Below are 25381 nucleotides of genomic sequence, written 5' to 3'. Positions count from 1 at the left end.
ACCGGCCGTGCTCTCCCTCTTCGGTGCGGGCGCCCGGATCCAGACCCTTCACCTTCAGCCCTGCCCCGAAACCGTCCGCCCGCTGTCGATCCGCTGCCGGCGACGTCAACTGGCGTGGCCTGCCGCGATCGGCTAGGCTGACGGCATCCGCATTTGGTTCTGTCCCGGAGGGAGGTTTGCGCGATGAGCACGGCCCGGTATCTGCACCCCGAAGCCCTGGTGGATGGCGCCTGGCTCCAGGCGCACCTCGACGATCCGAACCTGCGCATTTTCGATTGCACCTTCTATCTGGCCTATGAGGAAGGGACCGGCCGTCCCTATTCCATCGTCAGCGGCAAGGCCGACTACGACACGGGCCATATCCCCGGCTCGGTCCATCTGGATCTCCAGCGGGAGTTTTCGCGGGCGGACAGTCCCTACGCCTTCACTCTGCTCTCGCCGGAGGATACCGCCCGCGCGTTCGAGCGCTTCGGTGTCGGCGACGATACCCGCGTGATCTGCTACAGCCGCGATAGCATGACACGCGCCTCGCGCTTCTGGTGGATGTTGCGCTGGCTCGGCTTCGACAATGCGGCGCTGCTGGATGGCGGCTTCGACAAATGGGCGGCGGACGGCCGGCCGGTGTCGACCGCACCGGGCGCCTATCCGGCGGGCGCGCTGACGCTCAGTCCCCGGCCGGACCTCTTTGTCGGCAAGGACGAGATGCTGGCCGCGATCGGCGACGGGGCGGCGTGTTCCGTCAACGCGCTGGAGCCGGACCTGCATGCCGGCCGCAATGCGCGCTATGGCCGGCCGGGCCGGATCCCCGGCAGCGTCAGCGCGCCCGCCTCGGCACTCGTCGACGCCAAAACGAAGCAACTCGTGCCGCCGGCGAAGGCTGCGGCCCTGTTTGCGGCGATCGGCGCCGACCCCGGCAAGCGCGTCCTCAACTATTGCGGCGGCGGCATTGCCGCCACGCTCGACGCCTTTGTCCAGCACCAGCTGGGCTATGGCGATATTGCCGTCTACGACAGTTCGATGAGCGAATGGGCCAAGGATGCATCCCTGCCCATCGAAACCGATTGACCCGGCGAGGCTCGCGGCCAGCGGCGCGTTGGGGGCGAAAGCGCGCCGCTGCGGTTGCGGGCCTCAGTGCCGGTTGATCACGGGCACGGTGGGAATGGGTGGCCGAGTGGGTGGGGAAGTGCCGCCGGGCGTCGGGTCGGGTCCGTACGGAACCGTCTCCAGAATAACCTCCGGGCGACCCGCCAACACCTCGAACCGGTCTCGGAAGCGGTTCCGGCAGGCTTCAAGGGCTGCCTGCGCCGCTTCCAGCGCCGCCTGGGCGGCCGGCAATTCCACGGTCCTGAGACGGCGGATTTCCGAGACCAGGAACGGCTTCAGCGCCGGTGGAGCCGAGACGAGTTCCGCCTGGGTTGCGCGAATTTCGGCGTCGACCCCGGCGACCGCGTCGCGCGCGGCCTTCACCTGCGCCAGTTGCTCCGGGCAAAGCTCGATCGGAACCGGTCGGACATGCAGTGTGCCGGCGAGCGTGTAGGACTGGGTCAGACGATCGTTCCGCGTTTCCTGGAAGCTGAGTTCGAAGGTCTGCCCGTTCGTCACTTCGAAGCGATGGAAGTCGGTGCCGACCACGTCATCAAGGTTCAGCGTGCCGATGAAGACGCGCGCTTTCTCCCATCCGCTCAAGGCGTTCTCGATGGCGCTGCGCACCGCTGCCTTGACCGCGAGCTTGATCCGTTCGATCGCGTCATTCACTTCGTCCTCATCCGAACTGTTCAGGGCGAAGAGATTGTCGGCGATGGCCGAGCGGAGCGTTGCAACATAAGCGTTGAAGCCTGCCTTCATGGCGCCGTCCGGTGTTTCGTCGTGCTCCCAAAGCGTCACCGCAAGAACGAGCTGCTGGATTGCGAGCCCGTCCTCCAGACGGACGCGGAGGCTGGACACGCCGGCCGGCAGCGGTGCGGACTGGCCTGCCCGCATGTCGCTGGCAATTTCGAGCCGTGCATTGTTGGAACTGGGCGCAACGATGCCGACGAGTTCCGGCGTTTGCAGCGTGAGATCGTCGATCCGGATCAGGGCAGGCCAGACATAGGGTTCGGAGCCGCCGCTCGCGTCACTCTCAACAGCACAATTCAGTCTTTCCAACGATAGGATTGCGTCGCGTGCCATCACACATCTCCAAAGGAGGCGGGCGCAGGCAGGCAGGATCGGCGGGAATGGCCGCGACGTAAGCGGCCGGTTTTTCCGGGAATCCGCTGTTCCACGCCTTCCGATCAATACGACGTTCGCCATTAAGCGTCTGATTCAATTCTATGGCAAGAGGAATATTCGCCTACAACAATTGAATAATTCAAATACTTTTGATGAAATCACTTTCAAGATATTGAGTGAAGAATATGCATCATTGTGTGGTGTCATGGGCAGGTGTCCGGTCCGGCGCAAGGCTCGCGGGCAGCCCCTTCACGCCATGGCCGGAAATGGCGGCCACCGGACGATCGGGGGCGGCCAGAGCGATTTCAAGCACAATGGAATCATTGTGCGACTCGGATACTTTCATTAAATCAATTACCTAGAACGGTATCCGTGAGCCAGGGCGAACGAAAATCGCTCCGGGACATGAGGCATGTGATGACACTGGCGATTTCGCCACCGCAGCCTGAGACATCGCCGCCTGAGCCAGCGGCGCCATTGCTCTGTTGCCACGGTTGGAGGCGGGCGCGGGCATGATATAGAGGTCCGGCCCCGTCACTGCGTGGAAGTGCCCGATGAACGCCATTTTCTTCACCGCCGTCCTGATCGCGTTCGGGGTCGCCGGATACCGCCAGTTGGCCGAAACGGTCGTGCCGGGCATGCCTGCGCCGATGGATGCGCTCGGCATGGCGATGATCGAGGCGGCCAAGGGCTCGGTGGACCTCGCCATCGGGCTGGTCGGCGTCATGGCGTTGTTCCTGGGCCTGATGAAGGTGGCCGAGGCCGGCGGCCTGCTCACCATCATCGCGCGTACACTCCGCCCGCTCATGGTGCGGCTGTTCCCGGACGTGCCGGCGGATCATCCGGCCATGGGCGCGATGATCCTGAACATTTCCGCGAATGCGCTCGGCCTCGGCAATGCGGCGACGCCGTTTGGCATCCGCGCCATGCAGGAACTCGACCGGCTGAACCCGAACAAGGGCACGGCGACCAACGCCATGGTCATGTTCCTGGCGATCAACACCTCCTCGGTCACGCTGTTGCCGACCGGGGTGATCGCGCTGCGGGCCTCGGCCGGGTCGGCCGATCCCGCCGGCATCCTGCCGACAACCCTGTTCGCGACCATCTGTTCGACCACGGTGGCCATCCTCGCGGCGAAGCTGTACCAGCGCTTCGCATCCGTGCCGGAGGCGACCGCCCCGGGCCGCGATACCGCGGCAGAGGAGGGGGACCCTGCCGAAGGCGAACTCGCCGCGGCCGAGAGCGCGCCCTATCCGCTCTGGGTCTCCGCCATGGTCCTGGCTGGAGTCGTGGCGCTGATCCCGCTGACGGTGTTGTACGGTCGCGACATCGCTCCCTGGATCATTCCCGGCTTGATGGTCGTGCTGCTCGGCTTCGGTGCGCTGCGCGGCGTGCGGGTCTACGAATCCTTTGTCGAGGGGGCGAAGGACGGGTTCAACGTCGCGCTCAGGATCATTCCCTATCTGGTCGCCATTCTGGTCGCGGTCGGGATGCTGCGCGCGAGCGGGGCGCTCGACCTGCTCATCACGCCGCTCGGCGCCGTCACCAACCTGGTGGGATTGCCGCCGGACGCACTGCCGATGGCGCTGTTGCGACCGCTGTCCGGCTCGGGGGCGTACGGTATCATGGCCTCGATCATCCAGGACCCCGCGACCGGGCCGGATACCTATGTCGGCTATCTGGTGACGACCTTGCAGGGATCGACGGAAACGACCTTCTATGTCCTGGCCGTCTATTTCGGCGCGGTCCAGATCCGCCGCATCCGCCACGCCCTGGCCGCGGCCCTGACGGCGGACCTTGCCGGCATTGCCGCGGCCGTCGCGATCACGGCCTATCTGTTCGGGTGAGGCCTCCGCCCGGAGGGGGCGAAGGCCGAAAGGGGTGCGAAGGCCGAAGGGGGCGAAGGACGGTCAGCCGAAGATGGGATCGCTGTGGAAGGCAAAAATATCGAGGCTGGCGTCCGTGACCAATCCATCCGCCGCGCCCGCCCCGGCCGGGAAACTGACCGCAACATCGCCGTCCGCGAACCGTAAGATCTCGATCCCGGTCAGAAGGTCGATCCCGTCATTACCCGTGGTGTCGGTGACCCGAACCGTCACGCCGTCGCTCAGATAGGCAATATCATAGTCCGCCGCATTGCCGGAAAACTCCGCCGTATCCACGCCGTCGCCGCCGTCGATGCTGTCGTCGCCGCGGCCGCCGATCAGGGTGTCGTCGCCGCCCATCCCCAGGATGGTATCGTCACCCGCATTGCCGTTCAGCCGGTTGTCGCCGTCATTGCCGGTCATGTGATTGTCGTAGCGGTTGGCCGTCAGGCCGCCGGCGCCATCCAGCAGGACGAAATTCTCGACCTCGCTGGCGACCGCCAGATAGTCGGCACGACTGTAGACGGTGTCGGTGCCGCCGCCGACCGCCTCGGCCACGGTGGTCTGGTTGACCTCGACGATATAGGCGTCGTCGCCAGCCCCGCCCGCCAGCCGGTCCCAATAGCCGCCGCCGGTGGCCAGCACGTCGTCGCCGGCCGTGCCTTCGATGGTTTCCTGGCCGACTTCCGTGCCGATGACGGTGGGCTCCGGCACGGTCGGCGTCGGGTCGGGAGTGGTGGGGGGCGGGGTCCCGGTGCCCGTGGTGGTCGTATTCCCCCCTGGATCCGGGATCGCGTCGGGCGCGGCTATGAGGCTGTCGGCGAATTGGAGAAACTCTACCCGCAACAGCGTATCGCTGCCGTCGCCGCCAACATTGTCCACCACGGAAAGGCTGCCATCGGCAAGTTCAACCACGGAGTAGTCCGCCGCATTGCCGGAAAACTCCGCCGTATCCACGCCGTCGCCGCCGTCGATGCTGTCGTCGCCGCGGCCGCCGATCAGGGTGTCGTCGCCGCCCATCCCCAGAATGGTATCGTCACCCGCATTGCCGTTCAGCCGGTTGTCGCCGTCATTGCCGGTCATGTGATTGTCGTAGCGGTTGGCCGTCAGGCCGCCGGCGCCATCCAGCAGGACGAAATTCTCGACCTCGCTGGCGACCGCCAGATAGTCGGCACGACTGTAGACGGTGTCGGTGCCGCCGCCGACCGCCTCGGCCACGGTGGTCTGGTTGACCTCGACGATATAGGAGTCGTCGCCAGACCCGCCGGCCAGCCGGTCCCAATAGCCGCCGCCGGTGGCCAGCACGTCGTCGCCGGCCGTGCCTTCGATGGTTTCCTGGCCGGCATCCGTGCCGATGACGGTGGGAATGGGCACGGTCGGCGTCGGGTCGGTGATGGCACCCCCCGTCAGATCGCCAATGGCATAGATACCGTCGGCAAATGCCAGGAATTCGATCCCCAGCAAATGGTCCGTGCCATCGGTTCCCGCGGTTGCCGCCACGGTGTAACTCCCGTCCGCCTCAGCGGTGATCTGGTAGTCGGACCGCGGCAGCGAGAACCGGGCCGTATCCACGCCGGCGCCACCGTCGATCGTGTCGTTGCCGGCCTTGCCTTCCAGCAGATCGTTGCCGCGCATGCCGCGCAAGTCGTTGTCGGCCGCGTTGCCGATGAGGGTATCGTCGCCATCGCCGGTCACCGCATTCTCGATCAGCGTTTGCGCATCGATGGTCAGGGTGCGCCCCAGCAGCGTGTTGACACTGCCCGGCGCCAGATCGATCGCTACGGGCGTCGCGATCATGGCGAAGTTCAGCGTATCGGTGCCGCCCGCGTCCTGCACCACTTGACGCGCGGCCTCTGCACCATAGGTCGCCCATTCGCTGGAATAATAATATGTGTCGTTGCCGGTATCGAGGTCGCCCAGGAAGTCCAGCGACCAGCCGCTCATATTGCCGCTGCCGCCGCTGCCCAGATCCCGGACCGTCAGCGTCCAGTCGCCGGCGATGGCCTCGTCCCAATACTGCACGCTGGAGAACTGAAACTGCGTCAGCGCCGTCGTTACCGTGCCAGACCCGAAACCCGGCCGGTTCATAAGGGTCGAAACCGTGCCGCTCGGCGCTTCCAGGGTCACCACCAGGTCGCCGACATACTCATGCGCCATGTCGACCGTGATCAGCACCTGGTCGAGGTCGAACGCCACGGCGCCGACGGAAATCGTCGACGTGAGCGCATTGGTGATGTCGACACGGGCTCCGAAATCCAGCGACTCGGTCAGCGTAACCATGTTGGCGTAGGTGGCCTGCTGATCCCAGGTCTCGGCCAGTCGCACGGCATTGAACGCATCGACCGCGCCATACCCAAGTTCATGGCTGACATGCCGCCCGCCGCCATTCCAGTTGTCGGATCCGTTCACCGCCCAAGCCGTGCTGGTCGGATCGACCATTTTGCTGCTGAGACTGAGAATTTCCTGGACATCGCGATAACCGAGATCGGGGTTGGCATCCAGCATCAGGGCCACCACACCCGCCACGGCCGGCGCCGCGAACGACGTGCCAGTGGCGGCCGCGGTATCGCCGTAGGTTGCGCCCGCACTGCCCATGCGGTCGGTGGTGCGCACCGATTGAGCCGGACCGGACACCAGGACCGCGGCCCCGGGTGTCGAGGCCGGATAGTCGGAGTCGAACTTGGTGTGGCCTCCGACCGTGATCGTATAGGGCGAACTCTGAAATGCGTGATAATTCACATCCTGGCCGGATGACCGGTCGTTGCCGGCGGCAAATGTGAAAACCGTGCCAAGCCCGCCACGCCCCTGGTCCACGGCCTCGATCAGGGCGTCTTGAATGGGGACAAAGGGATTGGTGTAGAATCCGAACGAGTTCGTGTTGATGAAATTGTCATAGAAATAGCCGCCAAACGACCAACTGTTGTTGGCAATATCGAAATTTTTCGCTGCCAGGAACGCGCCCAGGATCTGGTCCAGGCCGCCCGACGTGCCATAGCCGATGCGAAGGCTGGCCAGCGTTGCGTCCGGGGCGACACCGGCGCCATAGAGGTTGTTGTCATCCGCGGCGATCACGCCGGCGACCATGGTGCCGTGGTTGTCGCTGGCCAGATAGGCCGCGCCGTCGGCGGGGGCGTCGATGTTCGCCGACACGAAATTGCCCCCCATCGAAGGGGCGCTGTTCGCCGCCAGATCGGCATGCAGGTATTCAATGCCGTCGTCGATGACGGCGACGGTGACGCCCGCCCCGCGATAATCGTCCCAAACCGCCGTGACGTTCATATCGCTGGCAGGATAATTGGGATTGTTCAGATGCCATTGCTGTCCGCCCGTATACAGCGGATCTGTCGGAGCAGACGCAAAACTTGCGGCGTCATAGAAAATTCCCGGCGGCTGCTGACTGCTTCCGTTGCTCATGTGTCCCTCGTTCCAGCGATGGAAACCTTGCCCCTAACCCGATGTTCATTCGATGTTTGCGGGATGACTAACGGGGTATCCGTTGAGAGTCCAGATAGATACTGGGGCCCGTTCCCGGTCGTGGCGCGTGCGCGGTGGGGGAGGGCTCGTGGACCGTCCGACCATGGTTACCCGAATTGCCACAAATTGATGAAGGATCATTAAGTGCGGCAATGGTCCGGACGGAACAGCCGCGGATTTCGATATCGACCGGGGGAATCAGGGTATTTGTTGGTGACAAATTCGCTGACGACATTCCCATGCTCCGCCTGCACGCGGGCGTCATCCGCTATGGCCTAGGCAAACATTCCAGCGTCGGTTTCGGCGCTGTTGGCGAGGGGATTTGTCGCACTATTTCGGTATGGGGTATTGCCGGAGAAATCGTCGGTAAAGGTCCAGCTATCGTGGACCGCATCGCAGCGATCGAACGGCGAGGCACCTCGGTTCCCTGTGTCGGAGGTCCCCGGCCACCGCCTTGACGGCGATGCAGGCGCGGGCCAAGGATGCAGGCACGAGCCAAGAGAGTGTGATGGAGATCAATGCAGCCGGGAATAAATCGGGGTTTGGTGACAATGCCGTCGAAAATTCGCGGCAGGCGTGCTACATTGACTGCTGTTGGTCTCGGGACCGGGTGCATTGTATAAAAAATGGATAGAGCATTGTACCACATTGAAACACATAAGCATTGCGCGAACGGCGAAAAGCTGAGACCGGCGCTGGAGGTGAATGAATGACGCTTCCCATCGGTTTGCTCGAACGCGCAGACGAAGATGAAGTCTGCGAGGATTGTGCATCCACAGAAAATCTGACCACCTATGACGGCTGGTTGACCCTATGCCGAACCTGCGCGGGCCGGGAGGTCGCCCCGGACCAGGCTTCGCAGACAATGTACGGCAATTCCGTGCCGTTCCAATGGCCATCGGGTCCCTGACCCGCGCGCAAACGGCCCTATCCCTCTTTCCCCCTGCAAATCTAGGCGGCATGATCGGACAACCGCACACGGTTCCGGCAAGAGGGATTCATGGATTTCGACTATATCATCGTGGGTGGGGGCTCGGCCGGCTCCGTGCTCGCCAATCGGCTGTCCGCGCGCAGCGCCAACAGGGTGCTGGTGTGTGAGGCGGGCGAGGACACGCCGCCCGGTCACGTGCCGCCGGAAATTTTGGATTCCTATCCCGGCACCGCCTATCTGAACCCGCGCTTCCACTGGACCCAGCTCAAGGTCAGCACCGAGGTGGTCGGCCATAACCGCGACCCGAACGCCCCGCCGCCCAAGCTGCGCAAGTACGAGCAGGCCCGCGTCCTGGGCGGTGGCTCGTCGATCAACGGCCAGATGGCCAATCGCGGCGCGCCGACGGATTTCGACGAATGGCACGAGCGCGGCGCCACCGGCTGGCGCTGGGACGACGTGCTGCCCTATTTCAAGAAGGTCGAGCGCGACCTCGATATCGACGACGAATGGCATGGCCAGGAGGGCATGATCCCGGTCAGGCGCGTGCCGGCGGCGCAATGGCCGGGCCACGCCAAGGCACTGGCCGAAGCGTTCGGGCGGGCGGGCTACAAATACCTGCCGGACCAGAACGGCTTGTTCGAGGACGGCTATTTCCCCATCACGATCTCGAACGCCGAGGAGCAGCGGGTTTCGGCCGCCATCGGCTATCTGAACGCCGATGTGCGCCGGCGCGCCAATCTCACCATCTCGACCCAGACCCAGGTGACCGAGCTGCTGTTCGACGAGGACCGCCGCTGTGTCGGGGTCAAGGCCACGGTCAACGGCAAGCCGCAGGAATTCCGGGCCCGCGAGGTCATCCTGTCGTCGGGGGCCATTCACTCGCCGGCCCACCTGATGCGCGCCGGCATTGGCCCGGCCGGGCATCTGACCGACCTCGGCATTCCCGTGCGCCATGCGCTCTACGGCGTCGGGCAGCGGCTGATGGATCATCCGTCCATCGCGCTGGCCTCGTTCCTGAAACCCAAGGCCCGCGTCACCAACAAGGAAACCCGCCGGCACCTGTTCGTCGGCATGCGCTACACCTCCGGCATCGGCGGCGCGCCGGCCGGCGACATGTTCGTCGTCGGCGCCTCCAAGACCTCGTGGCACGCGGTCGGCGAGCAGATCGCGAGTTTCATTCTGTTCGTGAACAAAACCTATTCGGAGACGGGGGAGGTGCGGTTGCGCAGCCGCAACCCGGCGGACGAACCGGAGGTGGAGTTCAACCTGCTGTCGGACCGGCGCGATCTGGAGCGGCTGGCCGATGGCATTCGCCGGCTGACGCCGCTTTACCAGGACCCGGCCATGCGTGGCATGATGAGCGATCCGTTCCCGGCCAGCTATTCCGACAAGGTGCGACAGGTCGGCGAGATCAACACCAAGAACCGTCTGCTGACCGGCGTCATGGCCAAGCTGCTGGACGGTCCCGGCTTGTTGCGCCGCTATCTGATCGAGAACCTGATCATGGAGGGCTATACCCTCGACGGCGTCTGCAACGACGAGGACGAGGCCGAAGCCTTCATCCGCAGCGCGGCGGTCGGTGTCTGGCACGCGTCCTGCACCTGCCGCATGGGCGCGGCCAGCGACTCCATGGCGGTGACCGACCCGGCCGGGCGGGTGCATGGCATGCAGGGCCTGCGGGTGGTCGATGCCTCGGTCTTTCCGGTCGTGCCCTGCGCCAACACCAACTTCCCGACCATCATGACGGCGGAGAAAATCGCCGACGCCATTCTGGCGGGCCACTGATCCGTGCGGTTTGCGCTCGCTGCGGGGGGAGGGGGCGCTATTCCGGCAGCCAGTAGGCGGGATCGGCCGGAAACACCGTGCGGGTCTCGACCCGCTCCACCGGACCGTCCAGGGTGTGCGCCGCCGCCTTCCACACCGCATAGTGCGGTGCCGCGCGGTGGGCGAGGACGGCAGCCTCGTCCCGATAGACCTCGTAGAAGTAGTAGACGTTCGCGTCGGCCTCGTCCTGGAGGACGTTGAAGCGGGCGCAGCCGGGCTCGTCGCGCTCGGAGCCGAGGGCGTCCACTTCAATGGCTTTCAGGAACTCGTCCCGCAATTCCGGTTTCACCCGGACCTTGATCCACTTGGCCAGCATGAGCGTTTCCTTGTTGCAGACAATGAAAGGCCCGCACGCAGCCGGGGCGCGTGCGGACCTGTCGGGCGATCAGGCGAAGTTGAAATACTCTTCGTAATTGCCCTTGGCGGCGTTCAAGTGTTCGCAGTACTGCCACATGCCGCCATTGTAGTTGCCGTCCTCGCGACGGTTGTCCTCACCCTCGAAATTGTAATAGCCGGGGGTGCATTCCTTGTTGCGGTTGGTCGTGCCGCGATACTTGATGACCTCGCTGACCCACCAGCTTTCGGTTTCCGGCTTGGCGTCGATGGTGTCGAAGCCGTGTTCGCGGGTGTATTTGATGCACTCGGCGATGTGGAAGCCCTGGGTCTGGAGCATGAAGGTCAGGTTGAACTGGAACGAGGCCTGGTAGCCGCCCATGATGAACAGGTTCGGATAGCCGGCCGAATGGATGCCGAACACGGTGCGCATGCCGTTCTTGTACTTGTCGTTCAGCTCCAGCTCGTTCTCGCCGCGAATGTCGTTGTAGATGCCCGTGACCTGCACCTCAAAGCCGGTGGCGTAGATCAGCACGTCGACCGGGTATTCCTCGCCTTCGAACACCGGGCCGCGCTCGGTGATTTCGGTGATGCCCTTGCCGTGGGTGTCGACCAGATGGACGTTCGGCCGGTTGAAGGCCGGCAGGTATTCGTCGTCATAGGTCGGCCGCTTGCAGCGGTGCATGTACCAGGGCTTCAACGCCTCGGCCGTCGCCTTGTCCTGGACGAGTTCCTCGACGCGCCGGTGAATGCGCATCTGGTGTTCGATATTCTGGTTTTCGTAGCGCTGGGTGCGGACTTCGCGCGGCAGGGATTCGATCTCCTTGCGCTTGTCCGGGTCCGGCTTGGTGTTGAGCACGTGCCGGTCCAGGCGCTGCTTCTGCCAGCCGGGCTTCAGGCTGGCGGCCCATTCCGGATCGGTCGGGATGTCGTCGCGGATGTCGATGGCCGACGGCGTGCGCTGGAACACGTAGAGTTCCTTCGCCGCCCGGCCCAGATGCGGGATGATCTGCACGGCCGATGCACCGGTGCCGATAATGCCGACCCGCTTGTCCTTCAGCTTCTCCAGGTTCGGGCCGCAATAGTCGTAGTCGAAGCGCGAGGAGTGGAAGGAATGGCCCTTGTAGCGCTCCATGCCCTTGATGCGCGACAGCTTCGGCTTCGCGAGCGTGCCGTTGGCGACGATCACGAACTTCGCCGTCAGCTTGTCGCCGCGGTCGGTGGACAGCCGCCAGAGCCTGGCCTTCTCGTCCCAGTGGGTGGCCGTCACCGTGGTCTGGAACATCGCCAGATCGTAGAGATCGTACTTCTTCGCGATCGCCTGGCAGTGGGCGTAGATTTCCGGCCCCTTGGCGAAAAAGCTCTTCGGCACATAGCCGAGTTCGTCCAGCAAGGGCAGGTAGTCATAGGCCGAGACATCGCAGGCCGCGCCCGGATAGCGGTTCCAGTACCAGGTGCCGCCGACATCCGAGCCCTTTTCGACGATGCGGATGCTTTCCACGCCGCGCTCGCGCAGCCGTGCCGCCGTCAGCAGGGCCGAGAAGCCGCCGCCGATGAACAGGCATTCGACATAGTCCTCGATCGGCTCGCGCTCGATATGCGCCTCGGCCCAGGGGTCGGTTTCGTACTTGGCGAGTTCGCCGCTGAAATCCGAGACATACTGGCTCTGGCCTTCCGGACGGTAGTGCAGGCGCAGGTCGCGCTCTTCCTCGAACTTGCGCTTGATGGCGTCGTAATAGTCCTGCGGCTTGTCGCTGGGAACGGTCGGGTCGAAGGCGACGCGGACGGCCATCTTGTTGGGGTCGTTGTGCCGCTGGGGCGCTGTTTTCAACTTTGCTTCAGACATACCAATGGTCCTGCCTTACCGTTGTCGGGGACATGTCCGGGAGGCTCCCGGCCGCACGCGACCGGCGCCGCTGCGGGCGGGTCATGGGCCGAGAGCGGACAAATAATGCCGGCATGAAACACCGAAGACCGCCGAAACACAATCTCCGTCTGGCACCTTCGTCGAATATTTCGCACCGGATTCGGCCTCGAAGGAAGCGCTTGCCCCGATCCGGGAAGCGCGCCAGACTTCGTCATCAAGGGTCGCGATCCGGTCCGGGCAGGCACGCCAACAGGCCGGCCCGGTGGATTCTCGGCCCCGAATAAAGGTTCTCGTCAAGAGAGTCGTCGGAACGGAAGGAAACGCTAGAGATGACCGCCCCCAAGATCGGACCGTTCGTCCGAGCCGCCATGCTCGGGCTTGCCGGCCTGGCCTTTGCCAATGTCGCCGCGCTCGGCAGTGCGTCGGCCGACACGCTGAAATTTCTCACCTGGAAATCGAAATCGGCGGGTGAGGCCCATGCCGCAACCTTGCAGTGGTTTGCCGACGAGTTCGAGAAACGCACCGGCGGCAAGCACAAGATCGAGATCTTCTGGGGCGGCAGCGTCGCCGGCATCCGGGCCATTCCCGAGGCGCTGGAGAATGGTGTCGGCGATTTGGGCGACGTGGTGGCGCCTTACTTCCAGGACCAGTTCTTTCTGAACAATATCGTCAGCTTCCACATGCCCCAGCCGAAGAACGAGCGCGAACTCGGCAAAAAAATGATGGAGTGGTACGACCAGTACCCGCAATTCGACGCCGAAATGGCAAAATACAACCTCAAGAACATCGGCTGGCGGCCGCTCGAAAATTACGGCCTGATTTGCACCAAGCCGATTGCGTCGGCTGAAGATCTGAAGGGGCTGCGTGTGCGCACCTATGGCCACGCGCTGCCAAGGCTGTTCGAAGCCCTGGGCGCAACGCCGATTTCCATGGCGACGCCGGAAACCTATGAAGCGCTGCAACGCGGCATCCTCGATTGCACGCCGATCGGCGTGACGCTGGCCCGCGGCTATCGCTTCGATGAAGTCGCCAAGTACTTTATCAATTTCCCGCTTGGCGCGAACTGGGGTCACTTCATCAGCGTCAACCTGGATACCTACAACAATCTGGACGAGGATACCCGCAAGATCCTGTTCCAACTGGGCCGCGACTACATGGACCATTTTGTCGACGTGCTCTGGCAAATGACCGACACGATCAAGGCCGAGTGGAAGGAGAAGGGCATCCAGGAACTGCCGTTCCCGACAGAGCCGGTCGCCAAGGCCGTGCAAAGCGAGGGCGTTCAGGCGGTCCGCAAGCAGTTCGTCGACCGCGCGACCGCGATGGGCCTCCCCGCGGCCGAGATGGTGAAGTTCTTCGCTTTCGAGAACTAGAGGCTCCCGGCCTCTCGCCCTCGTCACCCGCGAGGCGAAGCCGAAGCAACCCGGGACTGTCGGCCAATGCGCTGCGGCGGGTTGCTTGGCTCCGTTCGCGGATGACGAACACCTTTCCTCCCGCGCCATCACGAGGCCCCCATGGCCCAGTCTTTCGAGCGCTTCTATCAGGTCTATGGCCGCCTTGTGCTGGCCCTCGGCATGGTTGCCGGAGCGGCGGTCTTTGCGATCATGTGGCTGATCGATGCCAATGTCCTGATGCGCAAACTGTTCAACCAACCGGTCACCGGCACGCTCGAAATCACCGAGGGCGCGCTGGTCCTCATCATCTTTCTCGGGCTCGCCTACACCCAGCGCCGGCGCGGCCATATCCGCGTCACGCTGCTGACCCGCCATTTCCCGCAGTGGCTGCGCAATCTGCTCTATGTGCTGGTGCTGCTGATCGGTGCGGGATTGTGCGCCTGGTACACCTGGGCCGCCTACACCTATGCCATTCGCTCCTACACGATTAACGAGATGGAGTGGGGGGTCCTGATCTTTCAGGTCTGGCCGATCAAGGCCGCCATCGCCGTCGGCTGGGGCTTGCTCAGCGTGCAATTCCTGCTCGACGCGATCCGCGCCGTTTTCGTTGCCCGTGGCCAACTTGAGCCCGTGTTTGGAGAAGAGGTATGAGCGATCTCGCCATCGGCATGATGGGCATCGCTGCGCTCATCCTTTGCATTCTCTGCGGCATGACGGTCATGGTGGCGCTGGGCCTGGTCGGCACCGTCGGCCTCAGCCTTCTGGTTGGGCCGCAGGGCTCCATCGGCCTGCTGCGCGCCATGTTCTATGACGTCACCCATAGCTTTCATTTCAGCGTCATTCCCATGTTCCTGCTCATGGGCTTTTTCGCCATGCGCGCGGGATTGGGCGAAGACCTGTTCGAGGCGGCGACGCGATGGTTGGGCGGCTTGCGGGGCGGCCTCGCCATCGCCACCACCGGCGGTGCGGCGGCGTTCGGCGCCGCCTCCGGCTCCAGCATCGGCACGACCACGCTGTTCACCAAGCTGGCGCTGCCGCAGATGCTGGACCGCGGCTATGACAAACGGCTGGCGTCCGCCTCCATCGCCATTTCCGGCACGCTGGCGGTGATGATTCCGCCCTCGGCCCTGGTGGTGGTCTATGGGATCCTGACCGAGTCGAGCATCGGCGCGCTGCTGATCGCGGGCATCCTGCCGGGCCTGGTGTTCGCCGTGATGCTCTGCGTCGCCACCTCGCTCTGGGTGCGCTGCAATCCGGCGCTGGCGCCGCTGATCCCGAACACCTCCACCTGGCGGGAGAAATTTTGGTCGCTGCGTCTCGCCGGCCCGTTGGCCATCGTCATCGTCGCCATTATCGGCGGCCTCTATATGGGCGTCTTCACGCCGACGGAGGCCGGCGCGATCGGCGCGCTGGTGACCTTCGTGATGGCCGTGATCCGGCAGAGGGGCCTGCGCGGCGTTCGGATCGGCGCGGTCGTCGGCGACACCGTGCAGACGACGGCGATGATCTTCGCCATCATCATGTCGGCGCTGGCATTTTCCAAGTTTTTGGCGCTGAGCGGCCTCGCCGGCACGATCGGCGACTTCCTGTCGAATGCCGATGTCAACCGCTGGGTGATCGTGGCGCTGGTGACGCTGATCTATCTGGTGCTGGGCATGATGATGGATGCGCCGCCGCTGCTGGCGATCAGCCTGCCGATCACCCAGCCCGTGATGCTGAACCTGGGCTTCGACCCGGTCTGGTTCGGCATCTACGTGGTGCTGTTGTGCGAGATCGGCGCGATCACGCCGCCGGTGGGCATCAACTGCTTCGTCGTCCAGGGCGCCTCCGGCGGGCTGGTGCAGCTGGAGGACGTGTTCAAGGGCCTGTTGCCCTATCTGGGTGCCGGTTTGGTGATGCTGGTGATCCTCTGCGTCTTCCCGGAACTGGCGCTCTATTTGCCCGGCACGATGCAGAATTGAGGCCGTGACGGCCCAAAAGAAGGAAGGTCGGATGCAATACGGGATCATGATGCGCGGCCAGTTCCCGGCGGGCGACGCCATCGCCGGGCATTTCCGGCAGATGCTGGAACAGGCGCGGCTGGCGGAGACGCTGGGCTTTCACTCCATCACCAAGGGCTCGCACTACAGCACGCATCCGTTGCAGGACCTGCAACAGGTGCCGTTTCTCTGCCGCATCGCGGCGGAGGCGCCAAGCCTGCGCCTCAACACCGGCGTGCTGCTGCTGCCGCTGCACAAGCCGCTGGACGTGGCCGAGCAGATCGGCACGCTCGACATCATCACCAATGGCAAGGCGATTTTCGGCTGCGGCGTCGGCTATCGCGACGTGGAGTTCGAAGCGTTCGGCACGTCCAAGCGCGAGCGCGGCCGCCGGTTCGAGGAAAACCTGGCCGCGATCCAGCGGCTCTGGACCGAGGAGACGGTGACGCTCCGGGGCTCGCACTTCAACCTGGTGCAGGCCGCCTGCTCGTCGAAGCCGGTGCAGCGGCCGCACCCGCCGATCTGGATCGGCGGCAGCGCCGACGCGGTCATCGAGCGGGCGGCGCGCATGGGCACCTGCTGGTATGTGGGCCCGAACGACCGCCTGGACGAGATCGCCGGCCAGACCGACACCTACAGGCGCGCCCTCGACCGGCTGGGCAAGCCCTTCCCGGATGAGTTTCCGTTGCGCCGCGAGGTGTTCGTGGCGCCGACGCGGGAGGAAGCCTACCGCCTCTGCCGCGAACCGGTGATGACCAAATACGCTGCCTACCATGCCTGGGGCCTGGGCCGGTCGCGACCCGACAACCGGGACGAACTCGGCCAGCCGTTCGAGGACTTGCTGCGGGACCGCTTTTTCATCGGTTCGCCGGATGACGTGGCGGACCAGATCCTGAAATTCCACCGCCGCGTCGGCATGAACCATATCGTCATGAGTATGCACTGGCCGGGGCTGGACGTGGCGCGGTCCATGGACTCCATGCGGATGTTCGCCGAGGAGGTCATGCCGCGGGTGGCCGCGGGGCTGTGAAATGAGACGGACCGGAGGACGCCACGCCCCGGCGTTCCTTCCTCCCGCCTTCTTCCGCGGAGGCGGGGGTCCATGCCTGAGAGACGAGGCCCGAAGGCGCGGCACGCGGACGCTCGCCCTCAGCGGCAAGAGGGACCTGTCCCGGCCGAGCCGGAGGCGAGAACCGGGATCTCCCGCCCTCGCGAACACCGGCGGCGGCGGTGTTCCAAGGATGACACCGGCCCCGGATCGGCGCTCCGCACCGTCCGGGGAACAGGCCGGTGCGCCGCAGCGTCCGGGGAACAGAAGCGTCTCGGCTGCGCTGAACGGCCGCCCACCGCCAATCCCTTCCGCCCGAGGCGCGCCCGCAGGGTGCCTCGAAGCCCAGCCTACTCCGCCGCCCGGGCCAGGGGCTCGGCGCGGCGGCCCAGTACCATGCGGCCGGGCAATGCGCCGGTGGCCTCGCCGTTGCGGCGGGTGACGACGCCGGAGACGATGGTGGCCTCGTAGCCGTCCGCCTGCTGCACCAGCCGGCGCCCGCCTTCCGGCAGGTCGTGGACCACGCGCGGCGGGTGCAGTTGCAGCCGGTCGAAGGCGATGACGTTCACGTCCGCCTTGTAGCCGGGCGCGATCAGGCCGCGGTCGCTCAGGCCGAACGCCTCCGCCGCCTTGCGGGTTTGCAGGGCCACCAGATAGGCAAGGTCCAGCTTCTCGCCGCGGGCGCGGTCGCGGGCCCAGTGGGTCAGCAGATAGGTGGGGAAGCTGGCGTCGCAGATGATGCCGCAATGGGCGCCGCCGTCGGAGAGGCCGGCAATGGCGAGCGGGCTTTGCAGCATCTCGTAGACCGGGTCGAGGCTGCCGTCCGCATAGTTCAGCGCCGGCATGTAGAGCATGCCGCGGCCCTCGTCCTCCAGCATGGCGTCATAGGCGATGGCCTGTGGGTCGATGCCCTGGGCGCGGGCGCGCGGGCCGATGGCGTCGTCGGGCGACTGCTCGTAATCCGGCGGGTTGCCCAGGCGGAAGACGCGGCCGTAGTCCTTCAGGCGCGGCGCGAACTCGTCGTCCGGCGCCGGGGCCTCGGCCAGAATGCGCGCGCGCACCGCCGGGTCGCGCAGGCGCTGCACGCGCTCGGCGAGTGGCAGGTCGGCGATGGCGGCGTAGGACGGGCGCGAGCGGAACGGGTGCCGGGTCAGTTCGAAGCCCAGCATGATGCCGATGCCGCGGGCGGCCACCTGGGCCGAGACCTGGAGGCCGCGGGCTGCCGCCGCCTCGATCTCCGCCATGGTCCGGCGCCAGCGCTCCGGCTGCTGGTCGTGCTGGAACAGCGAGAAGGTGACCGGGACGCCGGTGCGTTCGCCGATGCCCAGCATCATCGGCAGGTCGTGGTCGATGGTCGAGATGTCGAGGATGAATTGCAGCACGCCGCCGCCCGCCGCCTGCATCGCCGCGGCAATGGCGGTCAGTTCGTCCTCGCCCGCCTTCAGCGTCGGCGAGTAGTCGCCGTCCGAGGTGCGATGGTTCAGGGCGCGGGAGGTGGAGAAGCCGAGCGCGCCGGCGCGGATCGCCTCGCCGGCCAGCTTCGCCATCTCGGCGATGTCGGCGGCGGTCGCCGGCTCGCGCCGGGCGCCGCGCTCGCCCATGACATAGACCCGCAGCGCCGCGTGCGGCAACATCGGGCCGACATCCAGGTCATAGGAGCGCCCGGCCAGCCAGCGCACATAGTCCGGAAAGCTCTCCCAGGTCCAGGGCAGGCCGGCGGTCAGCACCGGTTCCGGAATGTCCTCGACCCCCTCCATCAGCTTCATCAGCCGGTCATGGTCGCCGATGCGCACCGGCGCGAAGCCGACGCCGCAATTGCCCATCACCACCGTGGTGACGCCGTGCTGCGAGCTTGGGGTGATCTGGTTGGTCCAGGTCACCTGGCCGTCATAATGGGTGTGAATGTCGACGAAGCCCGGCGTGACCAACTTGCCGCTTGCGTCGATCTCCTCCCGCCCGCGGGCCGTAACCCGGCCGACGGCGACGATGCGGTCGCCGGCAATGGCCACATCGGCCTCGCGCAAGGGGTCGCCGCTGCCATCCGCCACCGTACCGCCGCGAATGACCAGATCCACCGTGTCGATTGCCGTCGTGTCCGTCATGGCCGTCTCCTTTCGGTTGTGGAGAGAGACTAGCACTTTAGACGCATCCGGCAAGGGAGAGGGGAGATGGACGCATAGAAAAAAGGGGCCGGCGCTGCTGCACCGGCCCCTTTTCCCGATACCGCTCGGGAGGGGTTACTCGTCCAGCGCCGCCAGGATTTTCGGCGGCGACATCGGCAGTTCATAGAGGCGCTTGCCGATGGCGTGCGAGACCGCGTTGGCGACCGCGGCCAGCGGCGGCACCAGCGGAATCTCGCCGACGCCCTTGACACCATAGGGGTGTTTCGGGTTCGGCACCTCGACCATGATGGTGTCGATCTTCGGCATATCCGAGGCCACCGGCATGCGGTAGTCGAGGAAGCCGGCGTTATCGACGTGGCCGTCCTTGGTGTAGACGTATTCCTCGTTCAGCGCCCAGCCGATGCCCTGGACGACGCCGCCCTGGATCTGGCCTTCCACATAGTCCGGGTGGATGGCGCGGCCGACATCCTGGCAGGCGGTGTAGCGCAGCACCTGCACATGGCCGGTCTCGCGGTCGACCTCGACATCGACCATGTGCGCGCCGAACACGCCCATATGCCCGGTGGTGTTCAGCGAGACCGAGGCGGTGATCGGCCCGCCGGTGGATTCCGCCTTCTTGGCGAGTTGGGCCAGCGACAGCGGTTCGAACTTGCCGGCATTGGCGCCGGCCGGCCGGGCCTCGCCGTCGCTCCATTCCACCGCGTCGGGATCGATGCCCCAGGTCATGGCAGCGCGCGACTTCAGGGTGTTGATGACCTGATCGGTCGCCTTGTTGACGACCATGGCGGCGGCGAAGGTGACGCGGCTGCCGCCGGTCACCGCACTGATGCCGACATTGTTGGTGTCGCCGATCTGGGCCCGCACCTTGCGGTAGTCGATGCCCAGCATCTCCGCCACGATGTTGACCATGGACGCGCGGCTGCCGCCGATGTCCGGGTGGCCGGTGATGACCAGCGCGGTGCCGTCCTCGTTGATGTGCACGTGGGCGCTGGATTCGCCGCCCGCATTGCCCCAATAGCCGACGGCAATGCCGCGGCCCTGGTTCGGCCCCAGCTTCGCCTGGGCGTTCGGGTGGTTCTGCACCGCGGCGATGCACTCTTCCATCCCGGCCTCGCCCACCTTGGCGCCGTAGATGGTCGGCTCGTCCGGGCGGATCAGGTTGCGGCGGCGCAGCTCCCACGGGTCGAGGCCGAGCTGGTCCGCGATCTCGTCGAGCATGGCCTCGAACACGTAATTGCCCTGGGGCGCGCCCGGACCGCGATAGGCGGTGACGTTCGGGCGGTTGGAGACCACGTCCAGGCCCTTCACGTCCGCATTCGGGATGCTGTAGCTGGAGAAGGAGAAGGTGCAGGCGCGGCCGACGGGCGAGCCCGGATAGCAGCCGGCCTGGAAGTTGTAGGCGCCGGCGACGGACTTCAGCTTGCCGTCCTTGGTGACGCCGACCTTCAGCGTCGCCGACATGCCGGAGGCCGGGCCGGTGCCGTGGAACACCTCCTCGCGGGTGTGCTGGATCTTCACCGGGCGGCCGGATTTCTTCGAGAGGATCATCGCCACCGGCTCAAGATAAATGATCGTCTTGCCGCCGAAGCCGCCGCCGATTTCCGCCGGGATCGCCTTGATGTCGCCGGTGGCCATGCCGGAGATCAGCGCGGTCAGGCTGCGGACCATGAACTGGCCCTGGCTGCTGCTCCACACCGTCGACTGCGAGTCGGGCTTGTAGCTGACGATGCAGGCCTGCGGCTCGATATAGCCCTGGTGCACGGCCGAGGATCGGAAGGTGCGTTCCAGCACCAGATCGGATTCGGCAAAGCCGGCTTCGACGTCGCCGGCCTTCACCGTCATGATGTTGGAAATGTTGGTGGGGCCGTCCACGCCCTTGGTCTGGATCCAGTCGTGCAGGATCGGCGCGCCCGGCGCCATCGCCTCGTCCACGTCGATCACGTGGGGCAGCACCTCGTAGTCGACCTCGATCAGGTCCAGCGCCGCGGCGGCGATTTCCTGGGAGGTGGCGGCGACCGCCGCGATGGCGTGGCCGGCATAGAGCACCTTCTCGCGCGCCATGACGCCGCGCGAGATCCAGCGCACATCGTTCGGCCCGGTCGGCATCGGCACGTCCAGCGGCAGCAACGGCAGGTCGTCGCCGGTCATGACCGCGACCACGCCCTTCATCGCCGCGGCCTTGGAGGTGTCGATTTTCTTCACCAGCGCGTGCGCATGCGGGCTGCGCAGGATTTTGCCCCAGACCATGCCGGGCATGGTGAAATCGGCACCGTACTGTGCGGCGCCCGTCACCTTGTCGACACCATCCGGCCGGATCGTGCGCTGGCCGATCCACTTGTTGTCCGCTGTCACGTGGTTCATGGCGATGAGATCCTGTTCGGCATCGTCGGAAAGATTGCGAGCGACTATCAGAGGGCGAGAGACGGCAAGTTGTCAATGCCGGTTCCCGCAGGGCAGGACGGAATGCGCCGGGGCGCGAGCCTATGTCGCCGCCCCGCGGTCGGGCGGCCCCGACCCGCGCAGGCGCCGGGTCGCCTCCCCATCGACCTGCCCGCGTGCGGTGAGCGCGACGCCATAGTCCCGTTCCGCGGCCTCGCGGCTGACGAGGCCGGCCTTCACGTCGGCGGCCACCCGCTCCGGCTCGCGCTGGAACGGATCGCCATAGCCGCCGCCGCCCGGCATCTCCACCAGCAGCCGGTCGCCCTTGGGCACCACCTGGAAGCCCTTGTTGCGCAGCACAGCGCCGCTCTCCTTCAGCGTCAGCCGGCCGTTGGCGCCGTTGCCGCCGCCGTCGCGGCCGCGCGGCGGGTAGTGCACGCGCTCGTAGCGGGCGAACAGGCCGAAGGGCGCGTTCTCGCGGCTGGAAATCTCCATCACCTGGCCGAGGCCGCCGCGCTGCTGGCCGGGGCCGCCCGAATCGGCGCGATAGTCCTTGCGCCAGATCACCAGCGGCGTGATCGCCTCGGTAATCTCCACCGGCACATTGCGCACGCCGGAGGGGAAGGGCGTCGCCGAGAGCCCGTCCTGCCGCGGCCTGGCACCCGCGCCGCCGGAATGGAAGCTCATGGTGGTGAACGCCGTCGACTGGTCGCCCGCCCGGCCGGTGAGGCCGTGGCCGGCGCCCATGGGCAGGTTCCAGAGATTGGAGGTGCCCTCCGCCGGCACCGTGTCCGGGAGCGCCTGGTGCAGGCAGCCGAACACCACGTCCGGCAGCATGTGGCCGATGGTCGAGCGGCCGACCACGGCGCAGGGCCGGGGCGCGTTGACGATGGTGTTGTCCGGTGCGACCACCTTGATCGCATCCAGCGTGCCGGTGTTGTTCGGCACCGCCGGCGCCACCACGCATTTGACGCCGAAGCTGGTATAGGCCTCGGTATAGCACATCGGGCAGTTGATGCCGCGGTCGCTGACGCCGGACGAGCCGTCGAAATCCACCACGATCTCGCCGTCGCCGATGGTGAGCGTCGCGGTGAGGTCGATCGGCTCCTCATAGCCGTCGATGGTCATGGACGCCTTCCAGGCGCCTTTCGGCAGCTTGTTGATGGCGTCCGCCATGGCGCGGCGGCTTTCCCCGATAATGTGCTCGCCGAGGGCGTCCAGGTCGTCGAGGCCGTATTCGTCCATCATGGCCAGCAGCCGCTCGCCGCCGATCTCGTTGCAGGCAATCAGGGCGTAGATGTCGCCTTCCACCTGCACCGGCTCGCGCACATTGCTGCGCACCAGACGCAGCAGCCACTCGTTGACCCGGCCCTGGCTCACCAGCGGCATGATCGGGATTTGCAGGCCCTCGTGGAATACCTGCCGCCCGTCCGGCGACAGGCCGACGCCGCCGATATCGACCAGATGGCTGGTGCAGGAAAACAGCGCCACCATGCGGCCGTCGCGGAAGATCGGCGTCGTGACCACCAGGTCGTGCAGGTGGCCGGTGCCCTTCCAGGGGTCGTTGGTGGCGAACACGTCGCCGGGCTTCATGGTCGCCACGGGAATTTCGTCGATGAAATGCACCACCGAGCGCGCCATGGAGTTGATGTGACCCGGCGTGCCGGTCACCGCCTGGGCCAGCATGCGGCCGTCCAGGTCGAACACGCCGGCGGAGACGTCGCCCGCCTCGCGCGTCGAGGTGGAAAAGGCGGTGCGGACCAGGGTCTGGGCCTGCTCCTCCACCACCGATTGCAGTCGGTTCCACATCACCTGGTTGCGGATGGCGTCCATGCCGCGGCCGGCGGCCGGTGCGTTGGTCATGACGGATCTCCGGAGTGGCGCTCCAGCACGATCTGGCCGAGCGCGTTGATGCGGGCGGCGAAGGCAGCCGGCACGACGGTGCTGGTCTCGTCCTCGACGATGACGGCGGGCCCCGGCAGCACCGTGCCGACCGGCAGCGCGGTGCGGGCATAGACGGCGGCGTCGGCGAAGGCGCCTGCGACCGTGTCGAACAGGCGCCGCTGCCCCGAAGGTGCCGGAGGCTCGGCCGCGGCGGGGTCGGCCGACCGGGTCGGCAGGTCGCGGTGGGTGGCGAGCGAGAGCGTCCAGCTCAGCGCCTCCACCTCCAGGCCGGGAATGGTGCGCCCGAACAGGGCGGTATAAGCCTGTTCGAACAGAGACTTGAAAGCCGCGGCGTCCGCGGCGCCATAGCGGCGGTTCGGCAGGGTGACGGTGATCTCGTGGCCCTGGCCGCGATAGCGCATGAAGGCGGTGCGGACCTCGACCAGATCGGCGTCCGGCGCGCCCAGGCGCACGACGGCCTCCGCCTCGGCCCGCATGGTGCCGAACAGATCGTTCAGCACGCCGGGTTCGAAGGTTTGCAGGCGCACCAGGCGGGTGCGCACCACTTCATAGGCGATGGGCGCGCGCAGGAAGCCATAGGCGGAGCCGACGCCGGCCCCTTTCGGCACGATCACCCGGTCGATGCCCAGCTTCTCCGCCAGGCGCGCGGCGTGCAGCGGGGCCGCACCGCCAAAGGCGATGAGCGTGCGCCCGGCGGTGTCCTTGCCGTTCTCGACCGCGTGCACGCGGGCCGCACTGGCCATGGTCTCATCGACGATCTCGGCGATGCCGGCCGCCGCGGTCGCCCGCTCCATGCCGAGCGGGGCGGCGATGCGGTTGGCAACGGCGGTCTCGGCGGCGGCGGCGTCCAGCGCGATCTTGCCGCCGGCGAAATTGGCCGGGTCGATGCGGCCCAGCACCAGGTCGCCGTCGGTCACGGTGGGCTCCGTGCCACCCTGGGCATAGCAGGCGGGGCCGGGGTCGGAGCCGGCGCTGTCCGGCCCGACCAGGATGCGCTGCAGCTCATCCACCCGGGCGATGGAGCCGCCGCCGGCGCCGATCTCCACCATGTCGATGACGGGAATGCGGAGCGGCAGGCCCGAGCCCTTCAGGAAGCGATAGGCGCGCGCCACCTCGAAGGTGCGGCCGTATTGCGGTTGCAGGGCGTCGATCAGGGTGAGCTTGGCGGTGGTGCCGCCCATGTCGAAGCTGAGCGCGTCGCCGACCCCGTTCTCCGCCGCCACGTCCAGCGCCAGGATGACGCCGCCCGCGGGGCCGCTTTCCACCAGGCGGATCGGGTGGCGAACGGCGGTTTCCACCGTGGTGACGCCGCCGGACGACATCATCAGCAGCAGTGGGCAATCCAGGCCCAAGGCCTGCAATCCCGCCTCCAGCTTGCGGATATAGCCGGCCATCAGCGGCTGGACATAGGCGTTGGCGCAGGCGGTCGACAGGCGCTCGTATTCCCGGATTTCCGGGCAGACATCCGAGGACAGCGTGATCGCCACGTCCGGCAGGGCGGCGGCAATGATCTCGCCCGCGCGCACCTCGTGCCGGTTGTCGACATAGGAATGCAGGAAGCCGATGGCGACCGCCTCGATGCCCTCGTCCCGGAGCGTCGGCACCAGCGCCTCGACCGCGGCCTCGTCCAGCGGCAGCAGCACGGAGCCATCGGCGGCCAGCCGCTCGGGCACGGTCAGGCGCCAGTGGCGCGGCACCAGCGGCGCCGGCCGCTCCATATAGAGGTCGTATTGCTCGAACCGGTGCTCGTAGGCGATTTCGACCGAGTCGCGGAAGCCCTCGGTGGCGATCAGGGCGGTTTTCGCCCCCTTGCGCTCGATCAGGGCGTTGGTGGCGAGCGTGGTGCCGTGGATCACCAGGCCGATGGCGCCGGGCGGCGTGCCGGTTTCGGCCAGGATGCGGCGCGTGCCCTCCAGCACCGCCTGCTCCGGCGCGTGCGGCGTGGTCAGCACCTTGGCGCTGTGGAAGCCGCCATCGCCTTTTTCGAGAACGAGGTCGGTGAACGTGCCGCCGATGTCGACGGCCAAACGGGCATTACCGGGCATTGC

16 protein-coding genes are annotated in these 25381 nt (G+C 66.2%); 7 read left to right on the top strand and 9 right to left on the bottom strand.

The genetic code is table 11. The features are described from left to right. Positions 1-183 precede the first annotated feature (183 nt). Positions 184-1065: a sulfurtransferase gene (locus H6844_13290; protein ID MCB9930372.1), complete on the top strand. Its 882-nt coding sequence runs from the start codon at positions 184-186 to the stop codon at positions 1063-1065. A 63-nt stretch (positions 1066-1128) separates the two neighbouring features. Here the strand turns inward: H6844_13290 and H6844_13285 are convergent, their stop codons facing one another. Both H6844_13285 and H6844_13280 read right to left on the bottom strand, forming a co-directional pair. Further along, positions 1129-2169, bottom strand: coding sequence for a hypothetical protein (locus H6844_13285; protein MCB9930371.1), 1041 nt, complete (start codon positions 2167-2169; stop codon positions 1129-1131). A gap of 232 nt (positions 2170-2401) precedes the next feature. Beyond that, positions 2402-2557 carry a hypothetical protein gene (locus tag H6844_13280; GenBank protein MCB9930370.1) on the bottom strand — a complete coding sequence of 52 codons (156 nt, stop codon included), beginning with the start codon at positions 2555-2557 and terminating at the stop codon, positions 2402-2404. A gap of 208 nt (positions 2558-2765) precedes the next feature. Here H6844_13280 and H6844_13275 point away from each other — a divergent pair, with 208 nt between their 5' ends. Continuing rightward, positions 2766-4058, top strand: coding sequence for a spore maturation protein (locus H6844_13275; GenBank protein ID MCB9930369.1), 1293 nt, complete (start codon positions 2766-2768; stop codon positions 4056-4058). A gap of 63 nt (positions 4059-4121) precedes the next feature. On the opposite strand, the gene H6844_13270 is transcribed toward H6844_13275, so the two are convergent. Next, positions 4122-7490 carry a S8 family serine peptidase gene (locus tag H6844_13270; protein MCB9930368.1) on the bottom strand — a complete coding sequence of 1123 codons (3369 nt, stop codon included), beginning with the start codon at positions 7488-7490 and terminating at the stop codon, positions 4122-4124. Positions 7491-8550: 1060 nt separating this feature from the next. On the opposite strand from H6844_13270, the gene H6844_13265 reads away from it, so the two are divergent. Then, positions 8551-10266, top strand: coding sequence for a GMC family oxidoreductase N-terminal domain-containing protein (locus tag H6844_13265; protein MCB9930367.1), 1716 nt, complete (start codon positions 8551-8553; stop codon positions 10264-10266). A gap of 37 nt (positions 10267-10303) precedes the next feature. Here H6844_13265 and H6844_13260 read toward each other — a convergent pair whose 3' ends face one another. Both H6844_13260 and H6844_13255 read right to left on the bottom strand, forming a co-directional pair. Next, a complete protein-coding gene (locus H6844_13260) occupies positions 10304-10621 on the bottom strand; it encodes an antibiotic biosynthesis monooxygenase (protein MCB9930366.1) in 318 nt (105 codons plus the stop codon). A gap of 69 nt (positions 10622-10690) precedes the next feature. After that, positions 10691-12484: an NAD(P)/FAD-dependent oxidoreductase gene (locus H6844_13255; protein ID MCB9930365.1), complete on the bottom strand. Its 1794-nt coding sequence runs from the start codon at positions 12482-12484 to the stop codon at positions 10691-10693. Positions 12485-12834: 350 nt separating this feature from the next. Here H6844_13255 and dctP point away from each other — a divergent pair, with 350 nt between their 5' ends. The 4 genes from dctP to H6844_13235 all read left to right on the top strand — a co-directional run bounded on the left by dctP (position 12835) and on the right by H6844_13235 (position 16908). After that, positions 12835-13878: a TRAP transporter substrate-binding protein DctP gene (gene dctP / locus H6844_13250; GenBank protein ID MCB9930364.1), complete on the top strand. Its 1044-nt coding sequence runs from the start codon at positions 12835-12837 to the stop codon at positions 13876-13878. Positions 13879-14019: 141 nt separating this feature from the next. Further along, positions 14020-14550, top strand: coding sequence for a TRAP transporter small permease (locus H6844_13245; GenBank protein MCB9930363.1), 531 nt, complete (start codon positions 14020-14022; stop codon positions 14548-14550). After that, positions 14547-15860 carry a TRAP transporter large permease gene (locus H6844_13240; GenBank protein ID MCB9930362.1) on the top strand — a complete coding sequence of 438 codons (1314 nt, stop codon included), beginning with the start codon at positions 14547-14549 and terminating at the stop codon, positions 15858-15860. Before H6844_13245 ends, H6844_13240 begins: the two co-directional genes overlap by 4 nt. Before the next feature lie 31 nt (positions 15861-15891). Next, entirely contained in the window at positions 15892-16908 is a 1017-nt protein-coding gene (locus tag H6844_13235) for an LLM class flavin-dependent oxidoreductase (GenBank protein ID MCB9930361.1), read from the top strand. 368 nt (positions 16909-17276) lie between these two features. On the opposite strand, the gene H6844_13230 is transcribed toward H6844_13235, so the two are convergent. The 4 genes from H6844_13230 to H6844_13215 all read right to left on the bottom strand — a co-directional run bounded on the left by H6844_13230 (position 17277) and on the right by H6844_13215 (position 25378). After that, complete coding sequence (locus H6844_13230; GenBank protein MCB9930360.1) at positions 17277-19010, bottom strand: amidohydrolase family protein; 1734 nt, start codon at positions 19008-19010, stop codon at positions 17277-17279. Between the two features lie 153 nt (positions 19011-19163). Continuing rightward, positions 19164-21410, bottom strand: a complete 2247-nt coding sequence (locus tag H6844_13225) for a xanthine dehydrogenase family protein molybdopterin-binding subunit (GenBank protein ID MCB9930359.1) — start codon at positions 21408-21410, stop codon at positions 19164-19166. Positions 21411-21530: 120 nt separating this feature from the next. Next, complete coding sequence (locus tag H6844_13220; GenBank protein MCB9930358.1) at positions 21531-23261, bottom strand: hydantoinase B/oxoprolinase family protein; 1731 nt, start codon at positions 23259-23261, stop codon at positions 21531-21533. A gap of 26 nt (positions 23262-23287) precedes the next feature. Next, positions 23288-25378, bottom strand: a complete 2091-nt coding sequence (locus H6844_13215) for a hydantoinase/oxoprolinase family protein (GenBank protein ID MCB9930357.1) — start codon at positions 25376-25378, stop codon at positions 23288-23290. Positions 25379-25381: the final 3 nt, after the last annotated feature.

Source organism: Alphaproteobacteria bacterium, assembly GCA_020638555.1.
Taxonomy (GTDB): domain Bacteria; phylum Pseudomonadota; class Alphaproteobacteria; order Bin95; family Bin95; genus JACKII01.
Note: the sequence above shows the minus strand (reverse complement) of the source record. Positions and strands in the feature narration are given on the sequence as shown.